The sequence below is a fragment of the Halococcus agarilyticus genome, assembly GCF_000334895.1.
Lineage (GTDB): Archaea > Halobacteriota > Halobacteria > Halobacteriales > Halococcaceae > Halococcus > Halococcus agarilyticus.
Genome location: NZ_BAFM01000012.1, coordinates 103,508 through 128,953, shown reverse-complemented (window position 1 = coordinate 128,953; position 25,446 = coordinate 103,508). Strand labels below are relative to the sequence as shown.

Genomic DNA, 25,446 nt, shown 5'->3' with positions numbered 1-25,446 from the left:
AACCACGACGATACCACCGACCGAAACCACTACTCCGACAACCACGACGATACCACCGACCGAAACCACTACTCCGACAACCACGACGACGCCACCGACCGAAACCACTACTCCGACAACCACGACGACGCCACCGACCGAAACCACTACTCCGACAACCACAACGACGCCACCGACCGAAACCACTACTCCGGAACCGCCTGGGTCGCCGAACATCGCCCTCTCACCTGCGGCGTCCGACTACGGTGACACGCTCATCGGAACGAACGGAACCCAGACGTTCACGATCACCAACGACGGCGACGCGGATCTTTCGGTCGATGGAATCTCAGTAACGGGTTCGAACACCGACCAGTTCGAGATCACTGATGGTGGCGGTTCGTTCGTTCTCGCTCCGGGCGACTCCCGTCTGGTCACTGTCAAATTCTTACCGACCGCGACCGGCCAGCAGACCGCGACACTCGAAGTCGCAAGCGACGATCCCGACAGCCCCACGGTTTCGTCCACGCTCACTGGGACCGGCGTCCAGCCTGCGATCGAACTGACGCCGACGGAGTACGACTACGGGAGTGTGCCGGTCGACTCCGGCGATACGCAGACGTTCACGGTGACGAACAATGGCACTGCACCACTCAGCGTAACTGCGACTCGGATCGCCGGGACGGACGCCGATCAGTTCGAGATCACTGACGGTGGCGGGCAGTTCACGCTTGCACCGGGTGAATCACGCGAGATTCGGGTCCGGTTCGGTCCTGCTTCAGCGGGAACGAAGAACGCGGTCCTCGAAGTCGTCAGCGAGGCGGCGGATGGTGGCGTCCTCTCGGCGGCACTGTCCGGCACTGGGACCCAGTCGAACATCGTCGTCGAGCCGCCGAGTCTCGCCTACGGGGATGTTTCGAACGGTAACACCTCGACACAGACGTTCACCGTGACCAACGACGGCGACGCGCCGCTCAACGTGACCGGGACGGCGATCGACGGTGTTGCTGCTGGCGAGTTCGCGATCACCGACGGCGGTGGATCGTTCACGCTCGGACCCGGCGAATCACGAGAGATCACGGTGGAGTTCGCCCCCACCTCGACAGGGGCGAAAAACGCCAGCGTCGTCGTCGAGAGCGACGATGCCGACCAACCCACCGTGACGGTACCACTCGCAGGCACTGGCGTCGCACCGGGTATCACACTCACACCCACCGAACACGACTATGGGAGCGTAGCCACCGGGTCCACGAACGTCACGACGTTTACCGTCACGAACGACGGGACTGCGCCGCTCTCGGTGAGCGAGACGACCATCACGGGACCGAACGCGGGCGAGTTCGCGATCACCGACGGTGGCGGAGCGTTCGCGCTCGCGCCGGGCGAATCCAAAGAGATTCGGGTACGATTCGCGCCCGACTCGCCGGGTGCGAAGTCCGTTACTCTTGCAGTCGAGAACAATGCGGGTGAGACGCTTACGGCGGCGCTGTCCGGCACTGGTGCCCAGTCGAACATCGTCGTCGATCCCCCGAGCCATGATTACGGTGACCTCCCGAACAACCGAAATGCGACCCAAACGTTCACCATCACGAACGACGGCGATGCGCCGCTCTCGGTCTCGAACGTAACCATTGCTGGAGTGGACCCCGGTTCGTTCACCATCCTCTCGGGTGACGGAGCGTTCGACCTCGCACCGGGCGAGTCACGCGAGGTCACGGTACGGTTCGCCCCGACCTCGCCGGGTGAGAAAGCCGGCCAGCTCGTCGTCGCAAGCGACGACAGCGACCAGCCAACGCTGACGGTCTCGCTGACAGGAACGAGCACCGAACCGGATATCACGCTCACACCGGATGCACGCGACTACGGCGACGTGCCGGTGGACTCGGCCGAGACACGAACCTTCGTGGTCCGGAACGATGGAAGTGCGCTGCTATCGGTTTCGGACGTGACCATCGCCGGTACGGACGCCGATCAGTTCACGGTCACCGATGGTGGCGGCTCCTTCGAACTAGCGCCTGATGAAACCAGAACGATCACTGTCGCGTTCTCGCCGACCTCGCCTGGTGCAAAGAACGCGACACTCGAAGTCGCAAGCGATGACGCGGACAGCCCAACGGTCACGGGTTCACTCACCGGACAGGGAACCCAGTCGAACATCGTGGTCGATCCCGCAAGCCTCGACTACGGTGACGTCGCGAACAACGGCCAGGCGACGCAGACGTTCACGGTGACCAATGACGGCGACGCGCCGCTCACGGTGAGTGAGACGACCCTCTCCGGACCGGATACGGAGGCGTTCACGATCACCGATGGTAACGGCTCGTTCACGCTTGCCCCTGGAGAATCGCGCAACGTCACAGTGACGTTCGCACCAGGGTCGACGGGCGACAAAACGGCGGAAGTCGTGATCGCGAGCGACGACGCCGATCAGCCCACGGTGACGGTGCCGCTCTCCGGTGGAAGCGTCGAACCTGATGCGGTGCTCACTCCCAGCACGTACGACTACGGCGACGTGCCGGTGGACTCGGTAGAGACACAAACGTTCGTGGTTCGTAACGACGGGAACGCACCCCTGTCGGTTTCAGGAACGAGCATGACGGGACCGAACGCGGACGAATTCGCGATCACTGACGGTGGTGGGGCGTTCACACTCGCACCCGGCGAGTCACGAGCGGTTACGGTCACGTTCACGCCGACTTCTACAGGGGCAAAGAACGCGACACTCGAAGTCGCAAGCGACGACCCGGACAGTCCCACGCTAACGAGCTCGTTGTCGGGCACCAGTACTCAATCGAACATCGTCGTCGACCCCACGAGTCTCGATTACGGTGCTGTTCCCAACAACGGACAGGCAACCCAAACGGTCACGATCACGAACGACGGTGATGCGCCGCTGTCGGTGAGCGACACCAGGCTCACGGGCGCGAACGCGGATGACTTCACGATCACCGACGGTGGTGGAGCGTTCACGCTCGCACCAGGCGAATCCCGCGAGGTCACGGTGACGTTCGCACCCAACGCGACGGGTGATAAGACGGCTAATCTCGTCGTCGAAAGCGACGACGCCGACCAGCCCACGGTGACGGTGCCGCTCTCCGGTGGAAGTGTCGAACCCAGCCTTACCCTCTCACCGGTGACGCACGACTACGGCGACGTGCCGGTCGGCTCTGCAAACACGACGACGTTCACGGTCACCAACGACGGCACCGCACCACTCGACGTGAGTGCGACCCGGCTCTCGGGTGTCGATGCCGCTGAATTCGCTGTCATCTCCGGTGGCGGGTCATTCACGCTTGCCCCTGGTGAATCCCGTGAGGTCACCGTCGAGTTCGCATCAGGATCGACAGGGACGAAGAGCGCGACACTCGAAGTCGACAGCAACGACCCCAACCGACCGACAGTAACGAGCTCGCTCACCGGACAGGGAACCCGGTCGAACATCGTCGTTGACCCCACGAGCATTGACTACGGTAATGTTTCGAACAACTCGACGGCGACTCAGACGGTCACGGTAACGAACGATGGAGATGCGCCACTCTCGGTTTCCGGGACGAGCATCTCCGGACTGGACGCCGGCGACTTCACGATCACCGACGGTGGTGGGGCGTTCGACCTCGCACCGGGCGAGTCACGGGAGGTCACGGTGGCGTTCGCGCCGGACTCGACGGGCGACAAAACCGCAGCAGTCGTGATCGAGAGCGACGACGCCGACCAGCCGACCGTGACAGTACCGCTCTCCGGTGAAAGTGTCGAACCTGATGCGGTGCTCACTCCCAGCACGTACGACTACGGCGACGTGCCGGTCGGTTCCGGTGACACCAAAGTGTTCACCGTCACCAACGACGGGAGCGCACCGCTTTCGGTGAGCGAAACGCGACTGATCGGCGCTGACTCGGACCAATACTCCTTCGTCTCTGGTGATGGGGCGTTCACGCTCGCACCGGGCGAATCCCGCGAGATCACCGTGTCGTTCGCGCCGACTTCGACGGGAACGAAGAACGCGACGCTCGAAATCGCAAGCGACGACCCGGACAGTCCGACGCTAACGAGTTCGCTGTCGGGTACCGGGACCCAATCGAACATCGTCGTCGACCCGCCGAGTCTCGATTACGGTGAGGTTCCCAACAACGGGGAAGGTACACGCACGCTCTTGGTCACGAACGACGGGACTGCACCGCTCTCGGTGAACGGGACGACGCTTTCAGGTGCGGATGCCGGTGAGTTCACGATCACCGACGGTAGTGGGCCGTTCACGCTCGCGCCGGGTGAATCTCGTGAAATCACCATCCAGTTCGCTCCCACCTCGGTCGGTGAACGGAACGCACAACTGGTCGTTGAGAGCGACGACGCCGACCAGCCCACCGTGACGGTGCCGCTGTCGGGCGAAAGCGTCGCACCGAACGTTGTCCTCTCGCCACCGAGCCACGACTTCGGTGAGGTTCCGACTGGCTCGGCGAACACCACGACATTCACAGTGACCAACGACGGCAGCGCACCGCTGTCGGTGAACGGGACAACGATTTCAGGGGCGAACGCCGGTGAGTTCGCTATCATCGACGGTGGCGGGACGTTCACGCTTGGTCCCGGCGAGTCCCGTGAGGTCACTGTCGAATTTGCACCCAACTCGACGGGTGCGAAGACCGCAACGCTAGACGTCGAGAGCAACGATTCCGATCAACCAATCGTCTCCGCATCGCTTGCCGGAACGGGCATCGAATCGAACATCGTCGTCAACCCGGACACCTACGACTACGGTGAGGTGGCGAACAACTCGACGACGACACAGACGTTCACCGTGAGCAACGATGGCACTTCGCCGCTCACGGTTTCAGGGACGAGTCTCGTCGGATCCGATGCAAGCGAGTTCGCCATTACCGATGGTGGCGGAGCGTTTACACTCGCACCCGGTGAATCCCGAAATGTCACCGTTCAGTTTGCCCCAACCTCCGCGGGGAACAAGACGGCGAATCTCGTCGTCGAGAGCGACGATCCTGACCAGCCGACCGTGACGGTTCCGCTCTCCGGTGAGAGCGTCGAACCGAATGTCAATCTGTCACCACCGAGTCACGATTACGGTGACGTTCCGACTGGCTCGGCGAACACCACGACATTCACGGTGACCAACGATGGGACTGCACCCCTTGACGTGAGCGCAACCAACATCGTCGGTGCTGATGCAGGTGAGTTCACGATCACCGACGGTGGCGGGGCATTCACGCTCGCACCGGGAGAATCTCGTGAAATCACCGTCGAGTTCGCTCCTGGTTCGACGGGGGAGAAAAGTGCGACACTGGAAGTCGAGAGCAACGACCCCGATCAACCGGCCGTTTCGTCCAATCTCTCCGGCACAGGCGTCGAATCGAACATCGTCGTCGATCCCGAGAGTAACGACTACGGTCAGGTAGCGAATAATGGGAATTCGACGCAGACGTTCACGGTGACGAACGACGGCACTGCACCGCTGTCGGTCTCCGGAACGAGCATCGCGGGCGACAACGCGAGTGAGTTCACCATCACCGATGGCGGTGGTGCGTTCACACTCGCACCCGGTGAGAGTCGAGAGGTCACTGTCGAGTTCGCCCCGACTTCGACGGGGAACAAGACGGCGAATCTCGTCGTCGAAAGCGACGACAGCGACCAGCCAACGCTGACGGTACCGCTCTCCGGCGAGAGCGTCGAACCGAATATCAATCTGACGCCGACGGAGTACGACTACGGAGGAGTGCCTATCAACACGGGCAACGTCACGACGTTCACGGTGACCAATGACGGCACCGCGCCGCTGACGGTCTCGGGAACGACCATCTCCGGTACGAACGCGAGCGAGTTCGCACTCGTCGACGGCGGACGGTCGTATCTGCTAGCACCCGGTGAATCGCGCGATATCCGAGTCCGGTTCATGCCGAACTCGACGGGTGCGAAGAGTGCGACGATCGAACTCGCTAGCGACGACCCCGACCAGCCGACCGTCACCGCGAACCTCACCGGAACGGGCACCGCGTCGAACATCGTCGTCGACCCACCGAGTTACGATTACCGGCAGGTGCCGGCTGGCAGCAACCAGACCCAGACATTCACCATCACCAACGATGGAGACGCGCCGCTGTCGGTCTCCTCGACGAGCATCGTCGGCGCGAACGCGAGCGACTTCACCATCACCGACGGTGGTGGGCCGTTCGTACTCCAGCCCGGCGAATCACAGAGCGTCGAAGTCCGTATCGACTTCGCGCCTACCTCAGTCGGCGAGAAGAAGGCGACGTTCATCGTCGAGAGCGACGACCCCGACCAGCCCACCGTGACGGTACCGATCTCCGGGACGAGCATCGCGCCGTCCATCTCGCTCACGCCCGAAACGCGTGACCTCGGCGAGGTGTCTGCTGGCTCGACGAACCAGACGACGTTCACCATCACCAACGACGGCACCGCCGGCCTCAACGTGAGTGCACTGAACATCGTCGGCGCGAACGCCAGCGAGTTCACCATCGTCGGACCCGACGCCCCATTCAAAATCGAACCGGGTCAAAGCCGTGAGGTAACCGTCGAGTTCTCGCCCGGGTCCGCGGGCGCGAAAAACGCGACACTCGAAGTGCAGAGCGACGACCCCAACCAACCGACCGTCACCGCGAACCTCACCGGAACGGGTACCGCGTCGAACTTGGTCGTGGATCCGGCTCGGTACGACTTCGGACAGGTGGCGAACGGAACCACGAACACGACGACGTTCACGGTCACCAACGACGGTACCGCACCACTCGTCGTGACTGATACGAGCATCGTCGGTGCGAACGGTGAGGAATTCAGCATCGTCGACGGTGCCGGACCGTTCACACTCGCGCCCGGCGAAGTGCGGGAGATAACCGTCGGCTTCTCGCCCACTTCGGACGGACCGAAGGAGGCGAGCCTGGTCGTCGAGAGCGATGCTGTGAACCAGCAGGACGTCACGGTGCCCCTCTCTGGAAGCGGCTTCACCCCACGGTGTAACGTCCAGGTGAGCGACGTCACGGCACCGGATACTGTCACCCAAGGCGAACAGGCGACGATCACCGCAAACGTCACCAACGTCGGTCAGGCCAACGACTGTGGCGCGAACGCAACCCTCGATGCGACCGGCCAGACAACCGGAAAGGTCGACATCGTGTTCCTGCTCGATGACTCAGGCAGCATGCAGCCCTACATCGATCAGGTCAGGGACGACATCCGCGGGTTCAACAGCGAACTCGAAAGTCAGGGAATCGACGCCCGCTTTGCGGTCGTGACCTACGGTAAGGGTTCGGCAGTGCTGCGACAGGACTACTCGAGCAACGTTGCCCAGACCGAACGGACGATCGACGGGATCTCGGCCAGCGGGGCGTTCGAGGCCAATTACCGGGCGATCCGTGGCTCACTGAACGCGCTCTCGCCGCGCTCGGACGCCAAGAACGTCCTCATCGACATCACGAACGAGGACAGCGATCGGCTGTCGACGGACCCAACGCAGGACGAGCTGGTGAGTCTGATCGACAGCAATAACGCGAAACTCATCTCGGTCTCGCCGGACGTCGATTACATCCGGAACTACAACAATCTGCGCGGTGAGGCGTACGACCCCACCCTCGATCTGCGCGTACTTGCCGAGCGCGTGGCCGATGGCGCGTGGTTCGACCTCTTCGGTTCGGGGAACTTCGTCGATAAGTTCACCAACGAGGTCATCACGTCCGTCGACCAGAACACCACCCAACAACAGAGCGTCACGCTGGATGCGGGCGAATCTCAGCAGGTGACGTTCACTATCGACACGAGCACCTTCCAGGCCGGCGAAATCGTCTACTCGGTGACGGTCAACGCGAGCACTCGTACGGGGCGGATTACCGTCGAGTAGCGTTCGAACGAGCCGGTATCAGGGACTGTTCTTCTTTTGTGATGAACCAAGACTAGTCAGTATGACCTGATACGATGACAGGACCCCGATACGCAAGCAGACATATCTCCCAACTAGACGAACTCAGACGGCGGTGGCGAAGACGACTGCCTCTCGGAAGTCTGGAAGACGATGTGCGGCGAGTGGGTGTTCGATGACCGAACGGATCGTCCTGTTACGGATTCAGCCGCTGTCGGTCCGGCGAGACTTGATCACGCGTCTCGCTGGCACCCGCCGTCGTTACGGACTCAGCCGTTGGCGATCCCGCGGGAACAGCACCGCCTCCCGGATGTTCGGCAGGTCGAGCATCGTCATCACGAGACGCTCGGCACCGATCGCCCAGCCAGCGTGGGGCGGCATCCCGTACTTGAACATCTTGGTGTAGTACTCGAACGCCTCGGGGTCGAGACCCTGCTGTTCGAACCCCTCGACGAGATGGTCGTGACGGTGCTCACGCTGGCCGCCCGAGACGAGCTCCATGGTCGGGGCCATCATGTCGAACCCCGTCGAGAGTTCGCCGTCGTCGTGATCCTTGATGTAGAACGGTTTGATCTCGCTCGGCCAGTCGGTCACGAAGTAGTGGCCGCCGACGTCGCTGCCGAGCGCCTTCTCGCCCTCGGTCGGGAGGTCGTCGCCCCACACCAACTGCTCGTCGAGCTCGCCGGTGGCGTTGATCCGCTCGATCGCCTCCTCGTAGGTCAGTCGCGGGAACGCCTCGTCGGGAACCGAAAAGTCGTCGTAGCCGAGCGTGTCGAGCTGGTCGGTGCAGTTCGCGGCGACGCCCTCGTAGGCCGCCCGGACGACCTGCTCGCACGCGTCCATCGCCTCCTCGTGGTCGATGAACGCCGACTCGAAGTCGATCGAGGTCGCCTCGTTGAGGTGGCGGGGCGTGTTGTGCTCCTCGGCCCGGAAGATCGGCCCGATCTCGGAGACCCGTTCGAGACCGCTGCCGACCATCAGCTGTTTGAACAGCTGCGGGGACTGGTTCATGAACGCTTCCTGGCCGAAGTAGGTGATCGGGAACAGCTCGGTCCCGCCTTCGGTCCCGGTGGCGACGATCTTCGGAGTGTTGATCTCGGTGCAGCCGAGGTCGCGGAACGCCTCGCGGGCCGCTCGAAGGACCTCGGCACGGATCTCGAAGATCGCCTTCCCCTCCTCACGCCGGAGGTCGAGGGTGCGGTTGTCGAGCCGGGTAGGGAGTTCGGCCTCGACCTTCTCGGAGGGATCGAGCGGGAGTTCGGGCTCGGCGGGCGCGATCACGTCGACCGACTCGGGAACGATCTCGACGCCGGTCGGTGCGCGATCCTCTTCCTCGACATCGCCGGTGACGGCGACGACGCTCTCGCGGGTGAGGTCGGTGCCGGCCTCGACGAGCTCGTCGTCCATCGCCTCTTTCTCGAACTTGACCTGGATCTTCCCGGTGCGGTCACGGACGATCAGGAAGGCGATCCCGCCGAGGTCGCGGATCTCGTGTGCCCAGCCAGCAACCGTCACCGTTTCGCCCGGTATGGCCGCGGCGGCGTGGGTTCGGTCCTGCATGCTGCGGAGTTTCGGAGCCGCGGTCTTAAACGCCGCCCTTCGGCGCGCTCACTCGATCGAGAGTCGTCCGTCCCCGCCCGTTCCCGACTCGCCTTCGTCCCATTCGATCTCGAACTCGACGCTCAACTCGTCCGGACCACCGTTGGTCTCGCGTTCGGCTTTGACCTCGAACGTCGGCCGCGCCGGCGGGTCGAGCGTCACGTGCTGGTCGCCAGCGTCGAGGCCGATTTCGTCGCCGGCGTCGAGCCTGTCTGCCACGGTCCGCAGATAGTTGGCGATCTCGCTCCGCTCCATCGACCCCTCGGTTTCGAAAAGCACCTCTTCGGGCATGCGTGTTCGTACGCACCGATCGTATAAGAACAGTGGCATCGTTCGGCGTGCAGAAACCCCTCAACGGTCGGGCTCGACGGGCTCCTGGCCGGCTTCTTTCGCGCCGCGGACGGTCTCGTGGACCGCATCGCAGCCCGCGTCGTGGACGAGATCGCCGACGATCACTGTGTCGGCGCGTCCGCCCATCTCGCGCGCGGAGTCGTAATCGCCGATTCCGCCACCGTAGAAGAGGGTTGCGTCGTCGAGCGCGTCGCTCGCGGCGCTCACAACGTCTGGGTCGCCGAGCGTTCCTGAATACTCGACGTAGACGATTTCCTGCCCGAACATCCGTTCGGCGATCGTAGCGTAGGCCGCAACCTCATCGGCGTCGAGATTGCAGTTAGCCTGGGTGTATTCAGCCACCGATGAGTCGGGGTTCAGCACGATGTACGCCTCAGTGTTGGTTCGCTCCCAGTCGATTCCGCTGTCGAGACGTGCCCACTCCTTGTGTGCGCCGGTGATCCACGCGACGTCGCCGGCGTTGAACACTATCGGAATGAGATAGCCGTCGAGGGAATCGGCGTGGACGACGGTCGCGTCGATACCCGGTTCGATGTAGAGGGGGACATCGTGCTCACTACATGCCTCGATGACCTCGGTCATCTTCTCCTCGGTCATCCCGGTCGTCCCGCCGATCTCGATGGCGTCGGTCCCCGTCTCGCAGACGTCGGCGTAGCTCTCGCCGTCGACGAGCGTCTTGTCGGGGTCCAGCTTCACGATATGGTCCCACTCCGTCCACGGGGCACTCATACCGTTTCCATTCCAGTGTGGCCTAAAACGTCTTCCGTAACGACGACGGGCCAGTAGAGAGGAACACGGCTCAGTCCGCCTTCGCCTGCCATTTTCGGACGTTGTCGGCGCTCACGCCCTGGACCTCGGCGGCGACCGCGTCGGCCTCGCCCTCGCGGAGGTCGTCCAGACTGTCGATCCCGACGGCGGCGAGTTTTTCGGCGGTCTTCGCCCCCAGGCCGTCGAGGTCTTCGAGATCGGTGGCCGCCTGGCGCGCCTGATACTCCCGATAGTTGCACACCGGACAGCCGAGTTCCCACGGATCGTCGCCCGAGTGGACCACGAGCTCGGGCAATGCGTGCTCCTCGCAGTACTCGTCGGTGACCTCGATTTCGCCGCGGCGCGGGAGCGGGAGCGAGTACTCACAATCGGGATACCGTGTACAGCCGGCGAGACGCGATCCCGTCCGGAGGGACTTGATCGCGAGTTCGCCACCCTCCTCATCATTGTCCTTCTCACCGCCGCATTCGGGACACGCACCGATCACGCGATCCTCGGTTTCGTCGGCGTCCTCAGCGGCACAGATCGGACAGCCGTGGACGAACGTGTTCCGGCCGTCGAGCATCTTCACTGCCCGAAGTTCGTGCTCGTCGCAGGTTTCCTCCTGGATCACCGGTTTGCCCGAAGAGGGCAGCGGCAGGGTGAACTCGCAGTCGGGGTAGCCGTCACAGCCCACGAAGTACGAGCCGTGACGACTCCGGCGGACGAGCAGGGCCGCCCCGCAGTCGGGACACGGCCCGAGGGTCTTGTCGACCTTGAGCGAGTTCCGGAGGTAGTCGCCGATCGCCTCGCGCGAGTCGTGGAGTTCCTCGAAAACGGTCGCAAGCATCTCGCGGGACTCGTCGGTCACCTCGTCGAGGGTGATTTCGCCGCTCGCGATCGCGTCCATGTCGGCTTCGAGCCGTTCGGTCATCGCCTCGCTCACGACCTGCTCGGCGAAGCGCTCGCTGGCGTCGACGACCGCCTTCGCGAGCGTCGTCGGCTGGGGCGGGTCGTTCTCGATGTACCCCCGGTCGTAGAGCTTCTCGATGGTGTTGTGGCGGGTCGAGTTGTGGACGATGACACCGCCTTCGACGGCGAAGTTCGGGGCTTCCTCGTCAATGGTCAGGTCGTACACCGGCCCGTCATAGTCACGCTCTTCGACCGACGCCACCGTTGCTGTCGCGGGGCTGCCGAGTACCGTAGCGTAGATGGAATCAGAAAACTCATTCGTCGAGTAGCGAATCGTTCGGTTTCCGTCGTGACTCCGGTTGCTTCCCTCGATATGTCTCTGGACGAATCCGGCCGCCCGAAACTCACGGAGGAGTGCGTTGACGCGCCCGCGCGATAGGCCGACAACGGCGGCGAGTTCCTCCGACGTTCGCGGTCGTTCCGCCATCGCTCGGAGCAGCCGAGCGTTGTGCTCCGTGACGTCGTACCGCTTCAGCGCTTGTAGCCCGCGATAGAACTTCTCGTCGGCAGCAATCGGTACCGTATCGAGGAACGGTTCCAACCGCTTCCGGCCGCGAATGTAGAGCTTGTGCTGGTTCTCGGCAAGAGCCGAATCGATATCGTGCTGGGACAACATCTCGGCGACGCCGCGGAGCAGGTCGTGGTCGATATTCGAGACGAACGCCTTGGCGTCGGTCGAAATGTGACCCTCATCGTCGAACAGCGCACCGATGAACGCTGGCTGGAGCGGCTCCGGAACGCGTGGACAGCCGTTCTCGGTCACGGTATCGAGCACGTACACCAGTACCCGACCGACTGCTCCGGGTATCCGCACCTGATATTTCGATCGATGGTGTGCTTCGTGGCCGTCTTGCTCGCTGATGGTCGGCCGAAATCCGAATATCGACTCGATGTCATCGGAAAAGCGTTCGATCAGACGCCGATCGGTGTTGTGATACCTGATGTCGACGACGTTCTCGGCCTCGTTGATGTGAACCGAACCGTCGCCGAGAAGATTCGCAAACACCCTGGCGACCGCAGGACACCACTCGATGGGAAAGGGGTTGTCGAACGCACAGTCGTAATTCAATCCATGGAGTTTCGGCGGTCGTATTCCCAGTTTGCCCAGTATCCAGGCCGGCACGTCTCGGCGGTCGTTTTCGTAGGCACTGATGTGTGTTCGGTCCGTGCCGAGTCGCTCGGCGAGTTCTACCTGTGTTTCATTGGTCGCCGTTCTGTGTTCACGGAGTGTTGCGTTGCAGGCAGTTCCGTAGAGTTTCGTCGAGATATCGCAGGACGCAGCGAACTCCTCCCATGTTGCGATAGTCCCAACCGCACCGATGTTCCCGCCCACAGACCGTCGGGCGGACAGCAACTCGTCGCCCGGCGCGAGTTCGGCGACGCGAGCCAGTTCGATACCCTCGTCCGTTCGCTTGTACACGGGGTGTTCGCCCGTCGCGGAGAACGATCCGGCAGTCGTCGTCACGTCGTGAACCTGCTCGTCCGTCCGCAGCGGACGCTCGCTGACGAGCGTTTGCGTCCGTTCGGCAACCCGTCCATCGGACTCGTCGAACGATAGCGTCTTCGGGCCGGTTTCGTTGATGGCAATGTCCGTGTCACCGTCCGAGAGGGCAACGCGACCGTTCTCGAACGCTTCTCGGATCGGAACGCGAACGATGCCCCCGTCACGTTCGGTGAGTATCGGAGTGTCTCCTGTCAAGCACTTCGTCCCAATCTCCTTCGACTCCATCGTCTCGATCAGCCGCGACTGGCCGCGCCGGCGCGGCGGCTGCGTTTCCTTGGCCTCGCTCCGGACGTCGCTCACCGGCAGCTCGTCGCCCTCCTCGACGTCCGGCACGTGGTTCTCGGTGGAGTCGACGTAGGGGTAGACCGCGTGATACCCCGGCTCCAGCAGGCGCTTGCCGTTGGCCTTCAACTGGTGGTCGCCGGCCACGGCGGTCACCCGGAGGTGTTCCCACTCGGCGGGGTCGGCCACGGTCGCGAAGAAACGCCGGACGACGAGTTCGTACACCGTACGCTCGTCGTCACCGAGTTCAGTCGTCGACGGAAGCTCTCCCGTGGGGTGGATCGGTGGGTGATCGGTGGTCTCCTCGTCGCCCTCTGTGGGTGTCGGCTCGCCTTCCAGCAGCGCGTCGGCATCGTCCCCGAACTCGGGATGGTCGGTGAACTCGCCGAGGAGTTCCTCGACATCGAGATCGTCGGGGTACACTGTGTTGTCGGTCCGGGGATAGGTGATGTACCCCGCGGTGTAGAGCTCCTCGGCGAGGCTCATCGCGCGCTGGGCGGAGTAGCCGAGCGAGCTCGCGGCACGGATGTACTGGGTGGTGTTGAACGGGGCTGGTGGGTCGTCGGTTCGCGTCCGTCGGCGAACTTCCTCGACTGTTGCCGTGCTCGCCCCGCGGAGGTCGTCGTAGACCGTTTCGGCCACGTCCTCGTCCCAGATTCGCTCGGCCTCGCTGCCGTCGTCGTCGTAGAAGTATTGGGCCTCGAAGCGCTCGTCGTCCTTTTCGAGGTCGCAGAACAGCTCCCAGTAGTCGTCGGGATCGAACGCCTCGATCTCGCGCTCACGGTCGACGATCAGCTTGAGGGTCGGCGACTGGACCCGCCCGACGCTGATGAAGTCGCTGCCCATCTGTTTCGCCGACAGCGACAGAAAGCGAGTGAGTGCTGCGCCCCAGACGAGGTCGATCTCCTGGCGCGCCTCCCCGGCGGCCGCGAGATCGAAATCGAGATCGTCGAGATCGTCGAACGCCTCACGCACCTCGGGCTCGGCGAACGACGAGAAGCGTGCGCGCCGGATCGGGGCGTCGGTCACGTCTCGGACGATGTCGTGGGCTTCCTTGCCGATGAGTTCCCCCTCGCGGTCGTAGTCGGTGGCGATGATGACGCCGTCGGCGTCCCGAGCGAGCAGCCGGAGGGTACGGACGATGTTCTCGCGGCTCTCGTGTGGCTCGACGACCACCTCGGCGTCGATGAGTTCGACGGGTTCGACATCGCGCCAGTTCGCGTACTCCGGCGGGAAGTCGTTCTCGACGACGTGGCCCGAGAGCCCCACGCACCGTCGGCCGCCCCACTTGTAGACGTTGACACCGTTGCGCCGCTCGACGTCCGCGCTCTCGCCGCTCAGGATCTCCGCGATGTTTCTGGCGGCGGTTTCCTTCTCGGTGATGATCAGCTCCATCCGGCGACCGAACCCCCTCGCGTCATTGGTGAGGGTAGGTCGATACTCTCCCTAAACCTTTCGCAAACCACGAGACAGCGCGGACGCGCCCGGACGCCTGCGCGGCCGTAGCGGCCGATTCGTTGGTTTCGTAGCGGCCGGCCGGTCGGGGTACTCATCCGAGGTCGAACTGCTCGGCCGCGGTCGCCATGTCCTTGTCGCCGCGACCGCTCAGGTTCACGAGGATCGTGTCGTGCTCTGCCGCGATCTCCTTCGTCAGTGCGAGCGCGTGAGCGGTTTCGAGCGCCGGGATGATCCCCTCGGTCTCGCTCAGCTCCCGGAACGCCGCGAGCGCGTCGTCGTCGGGAACCGCGCGGTACTCACACCGGCCGACCGCCTGGAACATCGCGTGTTCGGGGCCGACACCGGGGTAGTCGAGGCCCGCCGAGATCGAGTGGACCTCGGTGTCGTCGTCGATCACTCGCGTCTGCATCCCGTGGAGCACGTCGTCGGTCCCCGCCGCAAGCGGCGCGGCGTGACGCTTCGAGTCGCCACCCTCGCCGCCACCCTCTGCGCCGTAGAAGGTCACGGGGTCGTCGCGGAAGGCGTCGAACAGCCCCATCGCGTTCGACCCGCCGCCGACACACGCCACAGCCGCATCGGGGAGGTCGCCGGTCCGCTTCCGGAACTGCTCGCGGGCCTCGTTGCCGATGGTCGAGTGGAACTCCCGAACCATCCGCGGGAACGGATCCGGCCCCACGACCGACCCCACCAGGTAGTGGGTGTCGTCGACGTTCTGCGCGAAGTCTTCGAGGGCAGCGTCGACCGCATCCGCGAGACCCGCGCCGCCACGGGTCACTTCGTTGACTTCAGCGCCCATCAGCCGCATCCTGAAGACGTTCATCCGCTGGCGCTCGATGTCTTTCTGGCCCATGTAGATCTCGGTGTCGAGGCCGAACAGCGCGCCAACCATCGCGGCCGCGGTGCCGTGCTGGCCCGCCCCGGTCTCGGCGATCAGGCGGGATTTGCCCGCCTTCTCCGCGAGCAGCGCCTGCCCGATCGCGTTGTTGATCTTGTGCGCGCCGCCGTGGAGCAGGTCTTCCCGCTTGAGGTAGATCTCGGCCCCGTAGCGCTCCGAGAGACGCTCGGCGTGAAACAGCGGCGTGGGTCGTCCCGCGAAGTCTTCGAGGATCGACCGGAACTCTGTCTGAAACTCCTCGGTACTGGCGATCGAGTCGAACGCTGCCGAGAGTTGGTCGAGCGGTTCGTCCATGACCGGCGGGACGTGTCGCCCGCCGAAGTTCCCGAACTCACCCACGTGCTCCGCGTCGTCGTTGCTCATCGTACGCCACTCCTCGCCAGTATCGTACAAAGAGATACCGGCTATGCGATCCGTCGCTGTCGTCTCGCTCCCGGGAACTCAGCCGTCGAGTTCGTCGCGGAGCAGTTGGTTCACCGTGCCCGGATCGGCGCTTCCCCCTGTGGCCCCCATGACCTGGCCGACGAGGAAGTTGAGTGCGCCGTCATCACCCGCGTGGTAGTCCTCGACCGCACCGGGGTTCTCGTCGATCGCGGTCGCGACCGCGCGCTCGATCTCGTCCTCGCCGGTGGCCCCGAGACCCTCGCGCTCGATCACGTCGTCCGGGCTCAGCCCCTCGTCGAGCATCGCACGCAGAACGACCTCTTCGGCGTTCTTCTCGGTGATTTCGCCCGTTTCGGCGAGCTCGACCAATCGAACGAACTCGTCGAGTCGGTCCTCGACGTTCCCGATTCGCATGTCGCGGTAGTTGAGCTCGCCCAGGAGGGTGTCGGCAACCCACGACGCCGCGACGTCGGGATCGAAACGGTCGGCCACCCGTTCGTAGAAGTCCGCGACCTCGCGGGACGAGGTGAGCTTCCGGGCCGCCGCAGAGCTCAGACCGTACCCCTCCCGGAACCGCTCGCGTCTGGCGTCGGGGAGCTCCGGAATCTCGACCGCCTCAGCCCGGTCGGCGACCTGGAGCACGGGGAGATCCGGCTCGGCGAAGTAGCGATAGTCCTTCTCGGCTTCCTTCGAGCGCATCGAGACCGTCACACCCCGCGATTCGTCCCAGTGGCGGGTCTCCTGTTCGACCGTCCGATCGCGCTGGAGCGCGTTGCGCTGGCGCGTGACCTCGTAGGCGAGCGCCTTCTCAGCGCCCTTGTGGCTTGAAATGTTCTTGACCTCGGTTCGGTTGGCCGCCGCGAGCGCCTCGATCCCGATCGTCCCGTCGGCGTCGATGTCCTCGCCAGGCACGAGCGAGATGTTGGCGTCCACCCGGAGCGATCCGTCCCGCGAGCTGTCGAACACGTCGAGGTATTCGAGGACCTCAGTGAGTTTCGCGAGGAAGGCTCTGACCTCCTCAGGCCCCCGGAAGTCGGGCTCGGTCACGATCTCCATCAGCGGGACGCCCGCGCGGTTGTAGTCCACGCGGGTGTATTCGGCGGTGTCGATCCCGCCGCTTCCGCCGGCGTGCTGGAGGCTGCCGGGGTCCTCTTCGAGATGGGCGCGCTCGATCGCGATTTCCCGCTCGTCGTCCTCGATCGCGACGGTGAGTGCGCCGTTCTCACAGAGCGGGGAGTCGTACTGGGTGATCTGGAAGTTCTTCGGGAGATCGGGGTAGTAGTAGTTCTTCCGGTGAAACTGGGTGGTCTCGGGCACGTCGGCGTCGATCGCGGCGGCGAGCTTGAGCCCGGCCTCGACCGCCGCCTCGTTCAGCACCGGGAGCGCGCCGGGCAGGCCGAGACACGTCGGACAGGTATGGGAGTTGGGGTCGTCGTCCTCGAAGTCCGTGCCACAGCCACAGAACACCTTACTATCGGTTTCGAGCTGGACGTGGACTTCGAGCCCGATGACGACGGCGTGTTCGCGCGCCGTGGCGGCGTGGGCAGTCATTGTGGCCGTGTTCGTCCGCACCCGCTAAAACGTGACGCCATCGCCGTTCGACCCGATTGCAGTACGTTTCGCCCTCAGAAATGACGGAAGTTCGATAATCGTCTGACGCACGTTTATTGGCGTGGGACGGGCTTTGAGAGGTATGTCGGGCAATCGCGTCGAGGAACTCGAATCGAGGGTTACTGAACTCGAAGCCACGCTGGACGGCCTCACCGAGGAGCTCGTCGAGACCAGGGATCGACTCCGCGAGCTCGAAGCCGACGGTGCCGACGAATCGGACGAGTATATCGAGGCCGGCGTCGGGACGACGCCCGAGGCGGAGACGGATTCGTCCGAAGAGAGCGCCGTCGAGGCGGCTGTCGAAGGAGATAAGCGCACCGAAGACGAGACGGAAGATACGACGGAGGCCGACGATATCATCGTCGCGTAACGCCCCCACGAGCACCCCATGAACATCAAGACGCTCGTCTTAGACAACTTCAAGAGTTTCGGCCGGAAGACCCGAATCCCCTTCTACGAGGATTTCACTACCGTCAGCGGACCGAACGGCTCGGGCAAGTCGAACATCATCGACGCCATACTGTTCGCGCTCGGCCTCGCCCGCACCCGAGGGATTCGCGCACGGAAGCTCACCGACCTAATCTACAACCCCGCGCACGAGGAGGGCGATGGGGTCAGTGGCACGCGCGAGGCGAGCGTCGCGGTCGTCCTCGACAACGGCGACGGCACCCTCACCCGCGCCGAGGTCGAGAGCGCCGCCGGTACCGAGGACGTGGGGGATGTCGAGGAGATCACGATCAAGCGCCGGGTCAAACAGACCGAGGACAACTACTACTCCTACTACTACATCAACGGCCGGTCGGTGAACCTCGCCGATATCCAGGACCTGCTCGCGCAGGCCGGCGTCACCCCGGAGGGGTACAACGTCGTGATGCAGGGCGACGTCACGGGGATCATCAACATGACCGCGGGCGAGCGCCGCGAGATCATCGACGAGATCGCGGGCGTCGCGGCGTTCGACGCCAAAAAGGAGGATGCCTTCGAGGAGCTCGAAGTGGTCGAGGGCCGGATCGAGGAGGCCGAACTCCGGATCGAGGAGAAAGAAGAGCGGCTCGACCAACTGGAGGACGAGCGCGAGACGGCACTCGAATATCAGGACCTCCGCGACGAGAAGGAGGAGTACGAGAGCTATCGGAAGGCCGCCGAACTGGAGGAAAAACGCGAGGCGCTCGCCGACACCCGCGAGGCGATCGACGAGCGCGAGGACGAACTCGCGGAGCTCCGGCGCGAACTCGACGAGCGCGAGGGTCGCGTCTCCAGACTCGAAAGCGACCTCGACGACCTCAACACCGAGATCGAACGGAAGGGTGAGGACGAGCAGCTCGCGATCAAACGGGAGATCGAGGAGGTCAAAGGCGAGATCGGTCGTCTAGAGGACAAGATCGAAACCGCCGAAGAGCGTATCGAGGACGCAGAGAACGAGCGCCGCCAGGCGTTCGTGGAGATCGACCGCAAGCAGGAGACCGTCGACGAACTCGACGGCGATATTCGGGGTGTGAAAGTCGAGAAGTCGTCGATCGCGACCGAGATCGAGGATCTGGGGAACGATCTCGCCGAGGTCGAAGCCGAAATCGAGGCGACCGACACCGCGTACGACGAGCTGAAGGCCGATCTCGCGGAGCAACGCGAGGCGCTCGAAGCCGAGAAGAGCGCAAAGAACGAGAAACAGCGCGAGCAGGACCGACTGCTCGACGCGGCGCGGCGGCGCTCGACCGAGCAGGACGAAACCGAGTCCGAACTCGACGAGGCACGCGAGAAAATCCCCGAGATCGAGGCTGCGATCGACGATCTGGAGGACGAACGCGAGAAGGCCGCAACGAACGAGGAAAACATCGAGGACGTCGTTGCGGACCTCAAAACCGAGAAACGCGAGCGCAACGAGGATCTCGACGAGGTCGAGGAGGACCTGCGGGCCGCCCAACAGAAATACGCCGATCTCGAAGCCAAGACCGACGAGAGCGGTTCGTCGTACGGCCGGGCGGTGTCGACGGTTCTCAATGCCGACCTCGACGGGATTCATGGCACGATCGCCCAGCTCGGCGGCGTCGATCCGGAGTACGCGACCGCGTGTGAGACCGCCGCCGGCGGGCGACTGGCCCACGTCGTGGTCGACGACGACGGTGTGGGCGAACGTGCGATCGAGTATCTCAAGTCCCGGAACGCGGGCCGGGCGACCTTCCTCCCGCTGACCGAGATGCACCAGCGCTCGCTGCCACAGCTGCCTGGCCAAGAGGGCGTAGTGGATTTCGCCGCGAACCTCGTCGACTATCCCACCGAGTACGCGGGCGTGTTCTCGTACGTCCTCGGGAGCACGCTCGTGGTCGAGGAGATGGCGACCGCGCGGGAGCTGATGGGCGACTATCGCCTCGTCACCCTGGAGGGCGAACTCGTCGAGAAGAGCGGCGCGATGACCGGGGGTTCGAAGAGCGGGTCGCGGTACTCCTTCGGATCGAGCGAAGGACGACTGAAACGGGTCGCGGATCGGGTGGCGGAGCTCGAAGAGAAGCGCCGCGAGGCGAAGGAGGCAGTGCGCGATGTCGAAGAACGCCTCGACGACGCGCGCGAACGGCGCTCTGCGGCCGCCGAGCAAGTGCGGGAGGTCGAGGCCGACATCGAGGCCAAAGAGCGCGAGCGCGAGGAGGTCGAGGAGCGGATCGCCTCGCTCGAAACCGAGATCGACGAGATCGAGACCGCCCGCGAAGAGGTCGACGAGGAGATGGGCGACCTCGAAAGCGCGATCGGCGATCACGACGACCGGATCGACGAGATCGAGGGCGAGATCGCCGACCTGGAGGGCGAGCTTGCGGATTCGGACGTGCCGGAACTCACCGAGGAGGCCGACGCGATCGAGGGCGAGATCGACGACCGCGAGGACCGGATGGACGATCTCGACGGCCGGCTGAACGAGCTTCAGCTGGAGAAGGAGTACGCCGAGGACTCGATCGACGATCTTCACGAAACGCTCGAAACCGCACAGAATCGCAAGGCCGAAAACGAGGAGCGGATCGAAGAGCTCGAAGCCGAGATCGACGAGCGCGAGGACACCCTCGACGAGAAGGAGGCTGCCGTCGCCGAGTTGGAGGACGAGCTCGCCGAACTGAAGGAGGACCGCGCCGAGCTGAAGGAGGAACTCCAGGACGCACGGGCGGCCCGCGACGAACAGCAGGAGATCGTGGACGAGGCCGCAGACGCCCTCGACGACCGGCGCGAGACCGCCGAGCGTCTCGACTGGGAGATCGACGAGCTCGCCGCGACGGTCGGCGAGTACGACGCCGACGAGATCCCGGACCACGACGAGGTCGAACGCGAGATCTCGCGGATCGAGGGCGCGATGGAGGAACTGGAGCCCGTCAACATGCTCGCGATCGACGAGTACGACGCCGTCGAGGCGGATCTCGCGGACCTCACCGACAAGAAAGACACCTTGACCGACGAGCGCGACGGGATCGAGGAGCGGATCGAGTCCTACGAGGCCCAGAAGAAGGGGACGTTCATGGACTCCTATGAAGCGATCAACGACCAGTTCGAGTCGATCTTCGAGCGGCTCTCCGCCGGGTCGGGGACCCTTCACCTCGAAGACCCCGAAGATCCCTTCGAGGGCGGGCTGACGATGAAGGCCCAACCGGGCGATAAGCCGATCCAGCGCCTCGACGCGATGAGCGGCGGCGAGAAATCGCTCACCGCGCTCGCCTTTATCTTCGCGATCCAGCGTCACAACCCCGCACCGTTCTACGCGCTCGACGAGATCGACGCGTTCCTCGATGCGGCCAACGCCGAACGCGTCGGCGAACTGGTCGACGAGCTCGCGAGCGAGGCCCAGTTCATCGTGGTCAGCCACCGCTCGGCGATGCTCGAACGCTCCGAGCGCGCGATCGGCGTCACGATGCAGGGCGACAACGTCTCGGCGGTGACGGGGATCGAACTCGGAGCCCAGGAGGTCCCGGCGGATGACTGAGCCGGCCGATCCCGCGACCCCGGCGGGTGTGGCGGAAGCGACCGACGACGCTGCCGGCGAGACCGACGGCGATGCGGACGAGGCCGACGAGGAGGTTGAACCGGTCGAGTTGCTCGTCAGGCTGGCCGAAGAGGGCGAGATCGAGCCGTGGGACATCGACGTGGTCGAGGTCACCGACGCCTTCCTCTCGCGGCTCGACGCTGCCGACCTCCGGACTTCCGGTCGGGCGCTGTTCTACGCGAGCGTGCTCCTCCGGATGAAAAGCGACGCGCTGCTCGAACCCGACGAGCCGGAGCCCGACCCCGCGCCCGAGCCGTGGGAGGAAGCGTGGGGTGGGGCTGAAGGCGACGGCGACGACGAGTTCGGCCCCGATCCGGTGGCCGCGCTCGAAGACGAGATGGACCGCCGGCTCGACCGGAAACAGGCCCGCGGGACGCCCGAGACGCTCGACGAGCTCGTGCGGGAGCTCCGCGAGGCAGAACGCGACTCGTGGTGGAAGGAGTCCCGAACCTACGACACCGACGGCTCGCCGAAGGGGTTCCAGCGCGGGACCCAAACGGTGGAGTACCGGTCAGGCGACGATCTCCGGGTCGACGACGAGCCGACCGAGGCCGAGGTCACGGCCACGGCCCACGGCGAGGACATCGAAGCCATCATCGCGGACGTCCAGCGCGTCCTCAGAACCCAGTACGACGCCGGGCGCGAGGAGGTACTCTACGCCGAGATCGAGGAAGCGGGCGGCTCGCGCGTCGAAACCTTCCTCGCCGTGCTCTTTCTCTCACACCGGGGGCACGTCCGGCTCGAACAGGACGAACTGTTCGGCGACCTCTGGATCCAGAACCCGGCAGCCGACGCCGGCTCGACCGAAGCGATCGCGGACTGATACGCTCGACGCTCCGGCGATGCGGCGGTTCGATCGCCGGATGAGAGGCTGCCTGGACGCGTGAGACTCCGACGTGGGCAGTGCGATGTCGACCGGCGAAAGAGTCATATCTCTCGGAGATGTATGATAACACTGGCCATGACACCGGAGCGCATCCGAGAGCGTCTGTCCGAAACCGAGGATCGGATCGACCTCGATCAGTTCGTCGCGGCGCTCGAATACGTCCGCGACGATGGCCGGTCGTGAGTTCGGCTCACAGGTCGCTCGCCATCGGCAGGTTTCGTGGCGTCTGTGGCGGCCAGCGACGGTACTCACCGACCAGAAAAATTCAGTAGCGGCCTCGCCGAACCGTCCGGACGGCCCGATCAGCGCGGGAGACCCGTTCTCACCAGAGTGTTCCGTTCTGCCATTCGATGTAGGTCGCCCGGAGCATTATCACGAACGTCACGGCGACCACCAGCAGCGAGATCACGGCCCACGCAGTGAGGAACGCGCTGCCGCCGGTGATCGCCAGCACGGGTGCGCTAATCATCGGCAGGCTCCCCCGTGCTCGTGCTCGATTTGACGGATGCCAACCGGTCGAAGTCGTAGGAGTCGGGGAACAGCAGTGACCCGCCGACGATGATCCCCGTCGAAAGCACGAAACAGATCATCGTCGTCATGTACTCGGTGTTGATGGGGAGGTCCGGCGGCTGCCAGAGGCCGAGGAACGGACCGAGCGTGCCGTAGATCCCGAACAGCGAGGCCAGCAGCGTGCCGACGAACACCGCGTCCGAGGAGGTCTTCTTCCAGAACACGCCCAGCACGAACGCCGGCACGTACGCCGCGTTGATCGGCGACAACACCACGATGATGTCGATCAGCGCCGGTCGCGCCCACCCGATGGTGAGGATGACGACGCCGAACACCGCGGTTGCGATTCGCCCGGCACGCACCATCCGCTGGTTGCTCGCGTCGGGATTGAAATGCTTGTAGTACAGCTCGTGAGCCGACAGCACCGCCATCCCGTTGATGCGGGTGTCGAGACTCGACGAGAACGCGAGATAGACGAGGACCGCAAACGCCACCACGAGCGTCGGCGGAAACAGCTGTTCGATCACCAGCGGCGCGACGTTGTTGAGGCTCTCGACCGCGATCCCCCGTGCCCGCGCCACGAAGCCGAAGATCCCGGTGAGCAGCGGAATCGCCGCCCACGCGATACCGGCGATGACGTACGCCTTCGTCACCTGATCCTCGTCGAACGAGAACAGCCGCTGCCAGAAGGAGTTGAGCATCAGGATCAGCCCGAACAGGAAAAAGACGGCCGAGAGCGCCCAGAGCAGCCCTTCAGGGGCGGTCAGCGAGACCGTCGCCGGGTCCGCGGCCGCCATTCCATCCACGATCTGACTCGGCGAGACGGTGAACAGCACCAGCGGAACGAACACCAACAGGAGCACGATGATACCGAGCGTCTGGAGGTAGTCCGTCGAGATCGACGCCCGGAGGCCGCCCGAAAGCACGTAGATCAACACGGGGACCGTCGCGGCGAGCATCCCAACGTGGTAGGGAATATCGAAGATGACGTCCAGCAGCGTGCCCGCCGCGATGGGGAGCTGTGCGCTGTTCATGAAGATCAAGGTGAAGAAAAACACCATGAACAGGTAGTAGTTCTTCCTGTCGTACCGCGCGAGAAAGAAGTCCGTCACCGTGGTCCCCTCCGGCATCATCCGCCGGAGTCGTTTGGCCATCGGCGCGAAAAAGACCAGCCCGAGGCCGCCCATCGCGTAGCCGATCGCCCCGAGATAGCCGAGCTGGTAGGCGATCTGTGGAGCCGCGATGATGGTGCTGGCGGTGACCCACGACGCCAGCAGCGTGCCGATGCCGAGGCCGAGCCCCACGTTCCGGCCGGCGACGGAGTAATCGTCGAAATCGACCACGTTTCCGCGTGCGGAGTAGAGACCGATGCCAAGTAACACGAGCGAAAAGAGCGCTACCATCACGTAGCCAACAACTGTATTAGCCATGACAAAACATGGTTCGTCCAAAGATGGATAAGGGCTGTCCCTGCCTTGTAACAGCGAGGGACGACGGATGACCGTCGTACTCAGTCGAGATACCCGCCGGCGAGCAGGTCGACGCGCTCTTTCGTTGCGTCGGGGATCGCCTCGCTCGGGGTGTTGATCGTCCCCTCCAGAGCGTGCTCACAGGAACACTCACGTTCGTTGGGCAGCGTCCGGATCGCGCGTTCGAGAGTGGCGTTGATCGCTTGTTCGTTCGCGGCGGCGTTTTCGAGGACGTCGCCGAGCCGATCATCGACTGCGCCCTTCCACACGCCCCAGTCGGTGATCCCGGTGATGGTCGCGTAGCACAGTTCGGCCTCGCGGGCGAGCTTTGCCTCCGGGACCGCGGTCATGCCGGCGAGATCCCAGCCCTGCTCGCGGAACCACTCCGATTCGGCCTTCGTCGAATACTGTGGTCCCTCGATGCAGACGTAGGTCCCGCCCTCGCGTGCGCCGTCGTCGGTGGCCGCGTCGGCCGACGTGACGAGATGCTCGGCCATGTGTGGGCAGTACGGCTCGGCGAACTCCATGTGGACCACCATCCCGTCGTCGAAGAAGGTGTACGGCCGGTGGCGCGTCCGGTCGAACAGTTGGTCGGGCACCACGAGGGTTTGCGGCGGGAGGTCGTCGCGGAGACTTCCCACGGCGTTGGTCGCGAGCACGCGCTCGACGCCGAGCTGCTTGAGGGCGTGGACGTTCGCCCGATACGGTGCATCGGTGGGCGAGAACTGGTGATCGCGGCCGTGTCGTGGGAGGAAGGCGACATCCGTCCCCTGAAGTTCGCCGACCGTGATCGGTGCGCTCGGGTCGCCGAACGGTGTCGTGACTCCTTCCTCGCGGACGTTTTCGAGATCAAACGCCTCGTAGATCCCGCTGCCGCCGATGATGCCGATCATACACCGTTCGATCGC

At 64.2% G+C, this 25,446-nt stretch carries 13 protein-coding genes and 1 pseudogene; 5 read left to right on the top strand and 9 right to left on the bottom strand.

From position 1 onward, the window contains the following. A pseudogene (locus tag TX76_RS18350) lies at window positions 1-249 on the top strand (hypothetical protein); the annotation flags it as partial. Beyond that, window positions 215-7,837, top strand: a complete 7,623-nt coding sequence (locus tag TX76_RS11170) for a choice-of-anchor D domain-containing protein (protein WP_324185979.1) — start codon at window positions 215-217, stop codon at window positions 7,835-7,837. The pseudogene TX76_RS18350 and the gene TX76_RS11170, both read left to right, overlap by 35 nt. A gap of 279 nt (window positions 7,838-8,116) precedes the next feature. On the opposite strand, the gene aspS is transcribed toward TX76_RS11170, so the two are convergent. From aspS to gatB, 6 genes are all read right to left on the bottom strand, one after another. Continuing rightward, on the bottom strand, window positions 8,117-9,415 hold the full coding sequence (gene aspS, locus TX76_RS11165) for an aspartate--tRNA(Asn) ligase (protein WP_049902546.1): 1,299 nt from the start codon (window positions 9,413-9,415) through the stop codon (window positions 8,117-8,119). Window positions 9,416-9,463: 48 nt separating this feature from the next. After that, window positions 9,464-9,745 carry an amphi-Trp domain-containing protein gene (locus TX76_RS11160; protein ID WP_049902545.1) on the bottom strand — a complete coding sequence of 94 codons (282 nt, stop codon included), beginning with the start codon at window positions 9,743-9,745 and terminating at the stop codon, window positions 9,464-9,466. A gap of 60 nt (window positions 9,746-9,805) precedes the next feature. Further along, window positions 9,806-10,534 (bottom strand): phosphoglycerol geranylgeranyltransferase, encoded by a 729-nt coding sequence (locus tag TX76_RS11155; RefSeq protein ID WP_049902543.1) that lies wholly within the window; start codon window positions 10,532-10,534, stop codon window positions 9,806-9,808. A 70-nt stretch (window positions 10,535-10,604) separates the two neighbouring features. Next, window positions 10,605-14,705, bottom strand: coding sequence for a DNA topoisomerase (locus TX76_RS11150; RefSeq protein ID WP_049902541.1), 4,101 nt, complete (start codon window positions 14,703-14,705; stop codon window positions 10,605-10,607). Window positions 14,706-14,859: 154 nt separating this feature from the next. Beyond that, complete coding sequence (gene trpB, locus TX76_RS11145) at window positions 14,860-16,026, bottom strand: tryptophan synthase subunit beta (protein WP_049902540.1); 1,167 nt, start codon at window positions 16,024-16,026, stop codon at window positions 14,860-14,862. A gap of 78 nt (window positions 16,027-16,104) precedes the next feature. Continuing rightward, window positions 16,105-17,598, bottom strand: a complete 1,494-nt coding sequence (gene gatB / locus TX76_RS11140) for an Asp-tRNA(Asn)/Glu-tRNA(Gln) amidotransferase subunit GatB (RefSeq protein WP_049902538.1) — start codon at window positions 17,596-17,598, stop codon at window positions 16,105-16,107. Window positions 17,599-17,740: 142 nt separating this feature from the next. Between gatB and TX76_RS11135 the strand changes: the two genes are divergently transcribed. The 3 genes from TX76_RS11135 to TX76_RS11125 are packed head-to-tail and all read left to right on the top strand — an operon-like array spanning window position 17,741 to window position 22,496. Next, window positions 17,741-18,028 carry a DUF7518 family protein gene (locus TX76_RS11135; protein ID WP_049902535.1) on the top strand — a complete coding sequence of 96 codons (288 nt, stop codon included), beginning with the start codon at window positions 17,741-17,743 and terminating at the stop codon, window positions 18,026-18,028. A gap of 18 nt (window positions 18,029-18,046) precedes the next feature. Next, window positions 18,047-21,613 carry a chromosome segregation protein SMC gene (gene smc / locus TX76_RS11130; protein WP_049902533.1) on the top strand — a complete coding sequence of 1,189 codons (3,567 nt, stop codon included), beginning with the start codon at window positions 18,047-18,049 and terminating at the stop codon, window positions 21,611-21,613. Beyond that, a complete protein-coding gene (locus tag TX76_RS11125; RefSeq protein ID WP_049902530.1) occupies window positions 21,606-22,496 on the top strand; it encodes a segregation and condensation protein A in 891 nt (296 codons plus the stop codon). Before smc ends, TX76_RS11125 begins: the two co-directional genes overlap by 8 nt. A 385-nt stretch (window positions 22,497-22,881) precedes the next feature. Here the strand turns inward: TX76_RS11125 and TX76_RS17620 are convergent, their stop codons facing one another. The 3 genes from TX76_RS17620 to mtnP form a co-directional block, all read right to left on the bottom strand. After that, window positions 22,882-23,028, bottom strand: coding sequence for a hypothetical protein (locus TX76_RS17620; RefSeq protein WP_154019060.1), 147 nt, complete (start codon window positions 23,026-23,028; stop codon window positions 22,882-22,884). Next, the gene (locus TX76_RS11120; RefSeq protein WP_079890809.1) at window positions 23,021-24,499 is read right to left on the bottom strand and encodes a sodium:solute symporter family transporter; all 1,479 of its coding nucleotides are present in this window, start codon (window positions 24,497-24,499) and stop codon (window positions 23,021-23,023) included. Before TX76_RS11120 ends, TX76_RS17620 begins: the two co-directional genes overlap by 8 nt. Window positions 24,500-24,579: 80 nt before the next feature. Next, window positions 24,580-25,431 (bottom strand): S-methyl-5'-thioadenosine phosphorylase, encoded by an 852-nt coding sequence (mtnP, locus tag TX76_RS11115; RefSeq protein ID WP_049902527.1) that lies wholly within the window; start codon window positions 25,429-25,431, stop codon window positions 24,580-24,582. Between the last annotated feature and the right edge of the window lie 15 nt (window positions 25,432-25,446).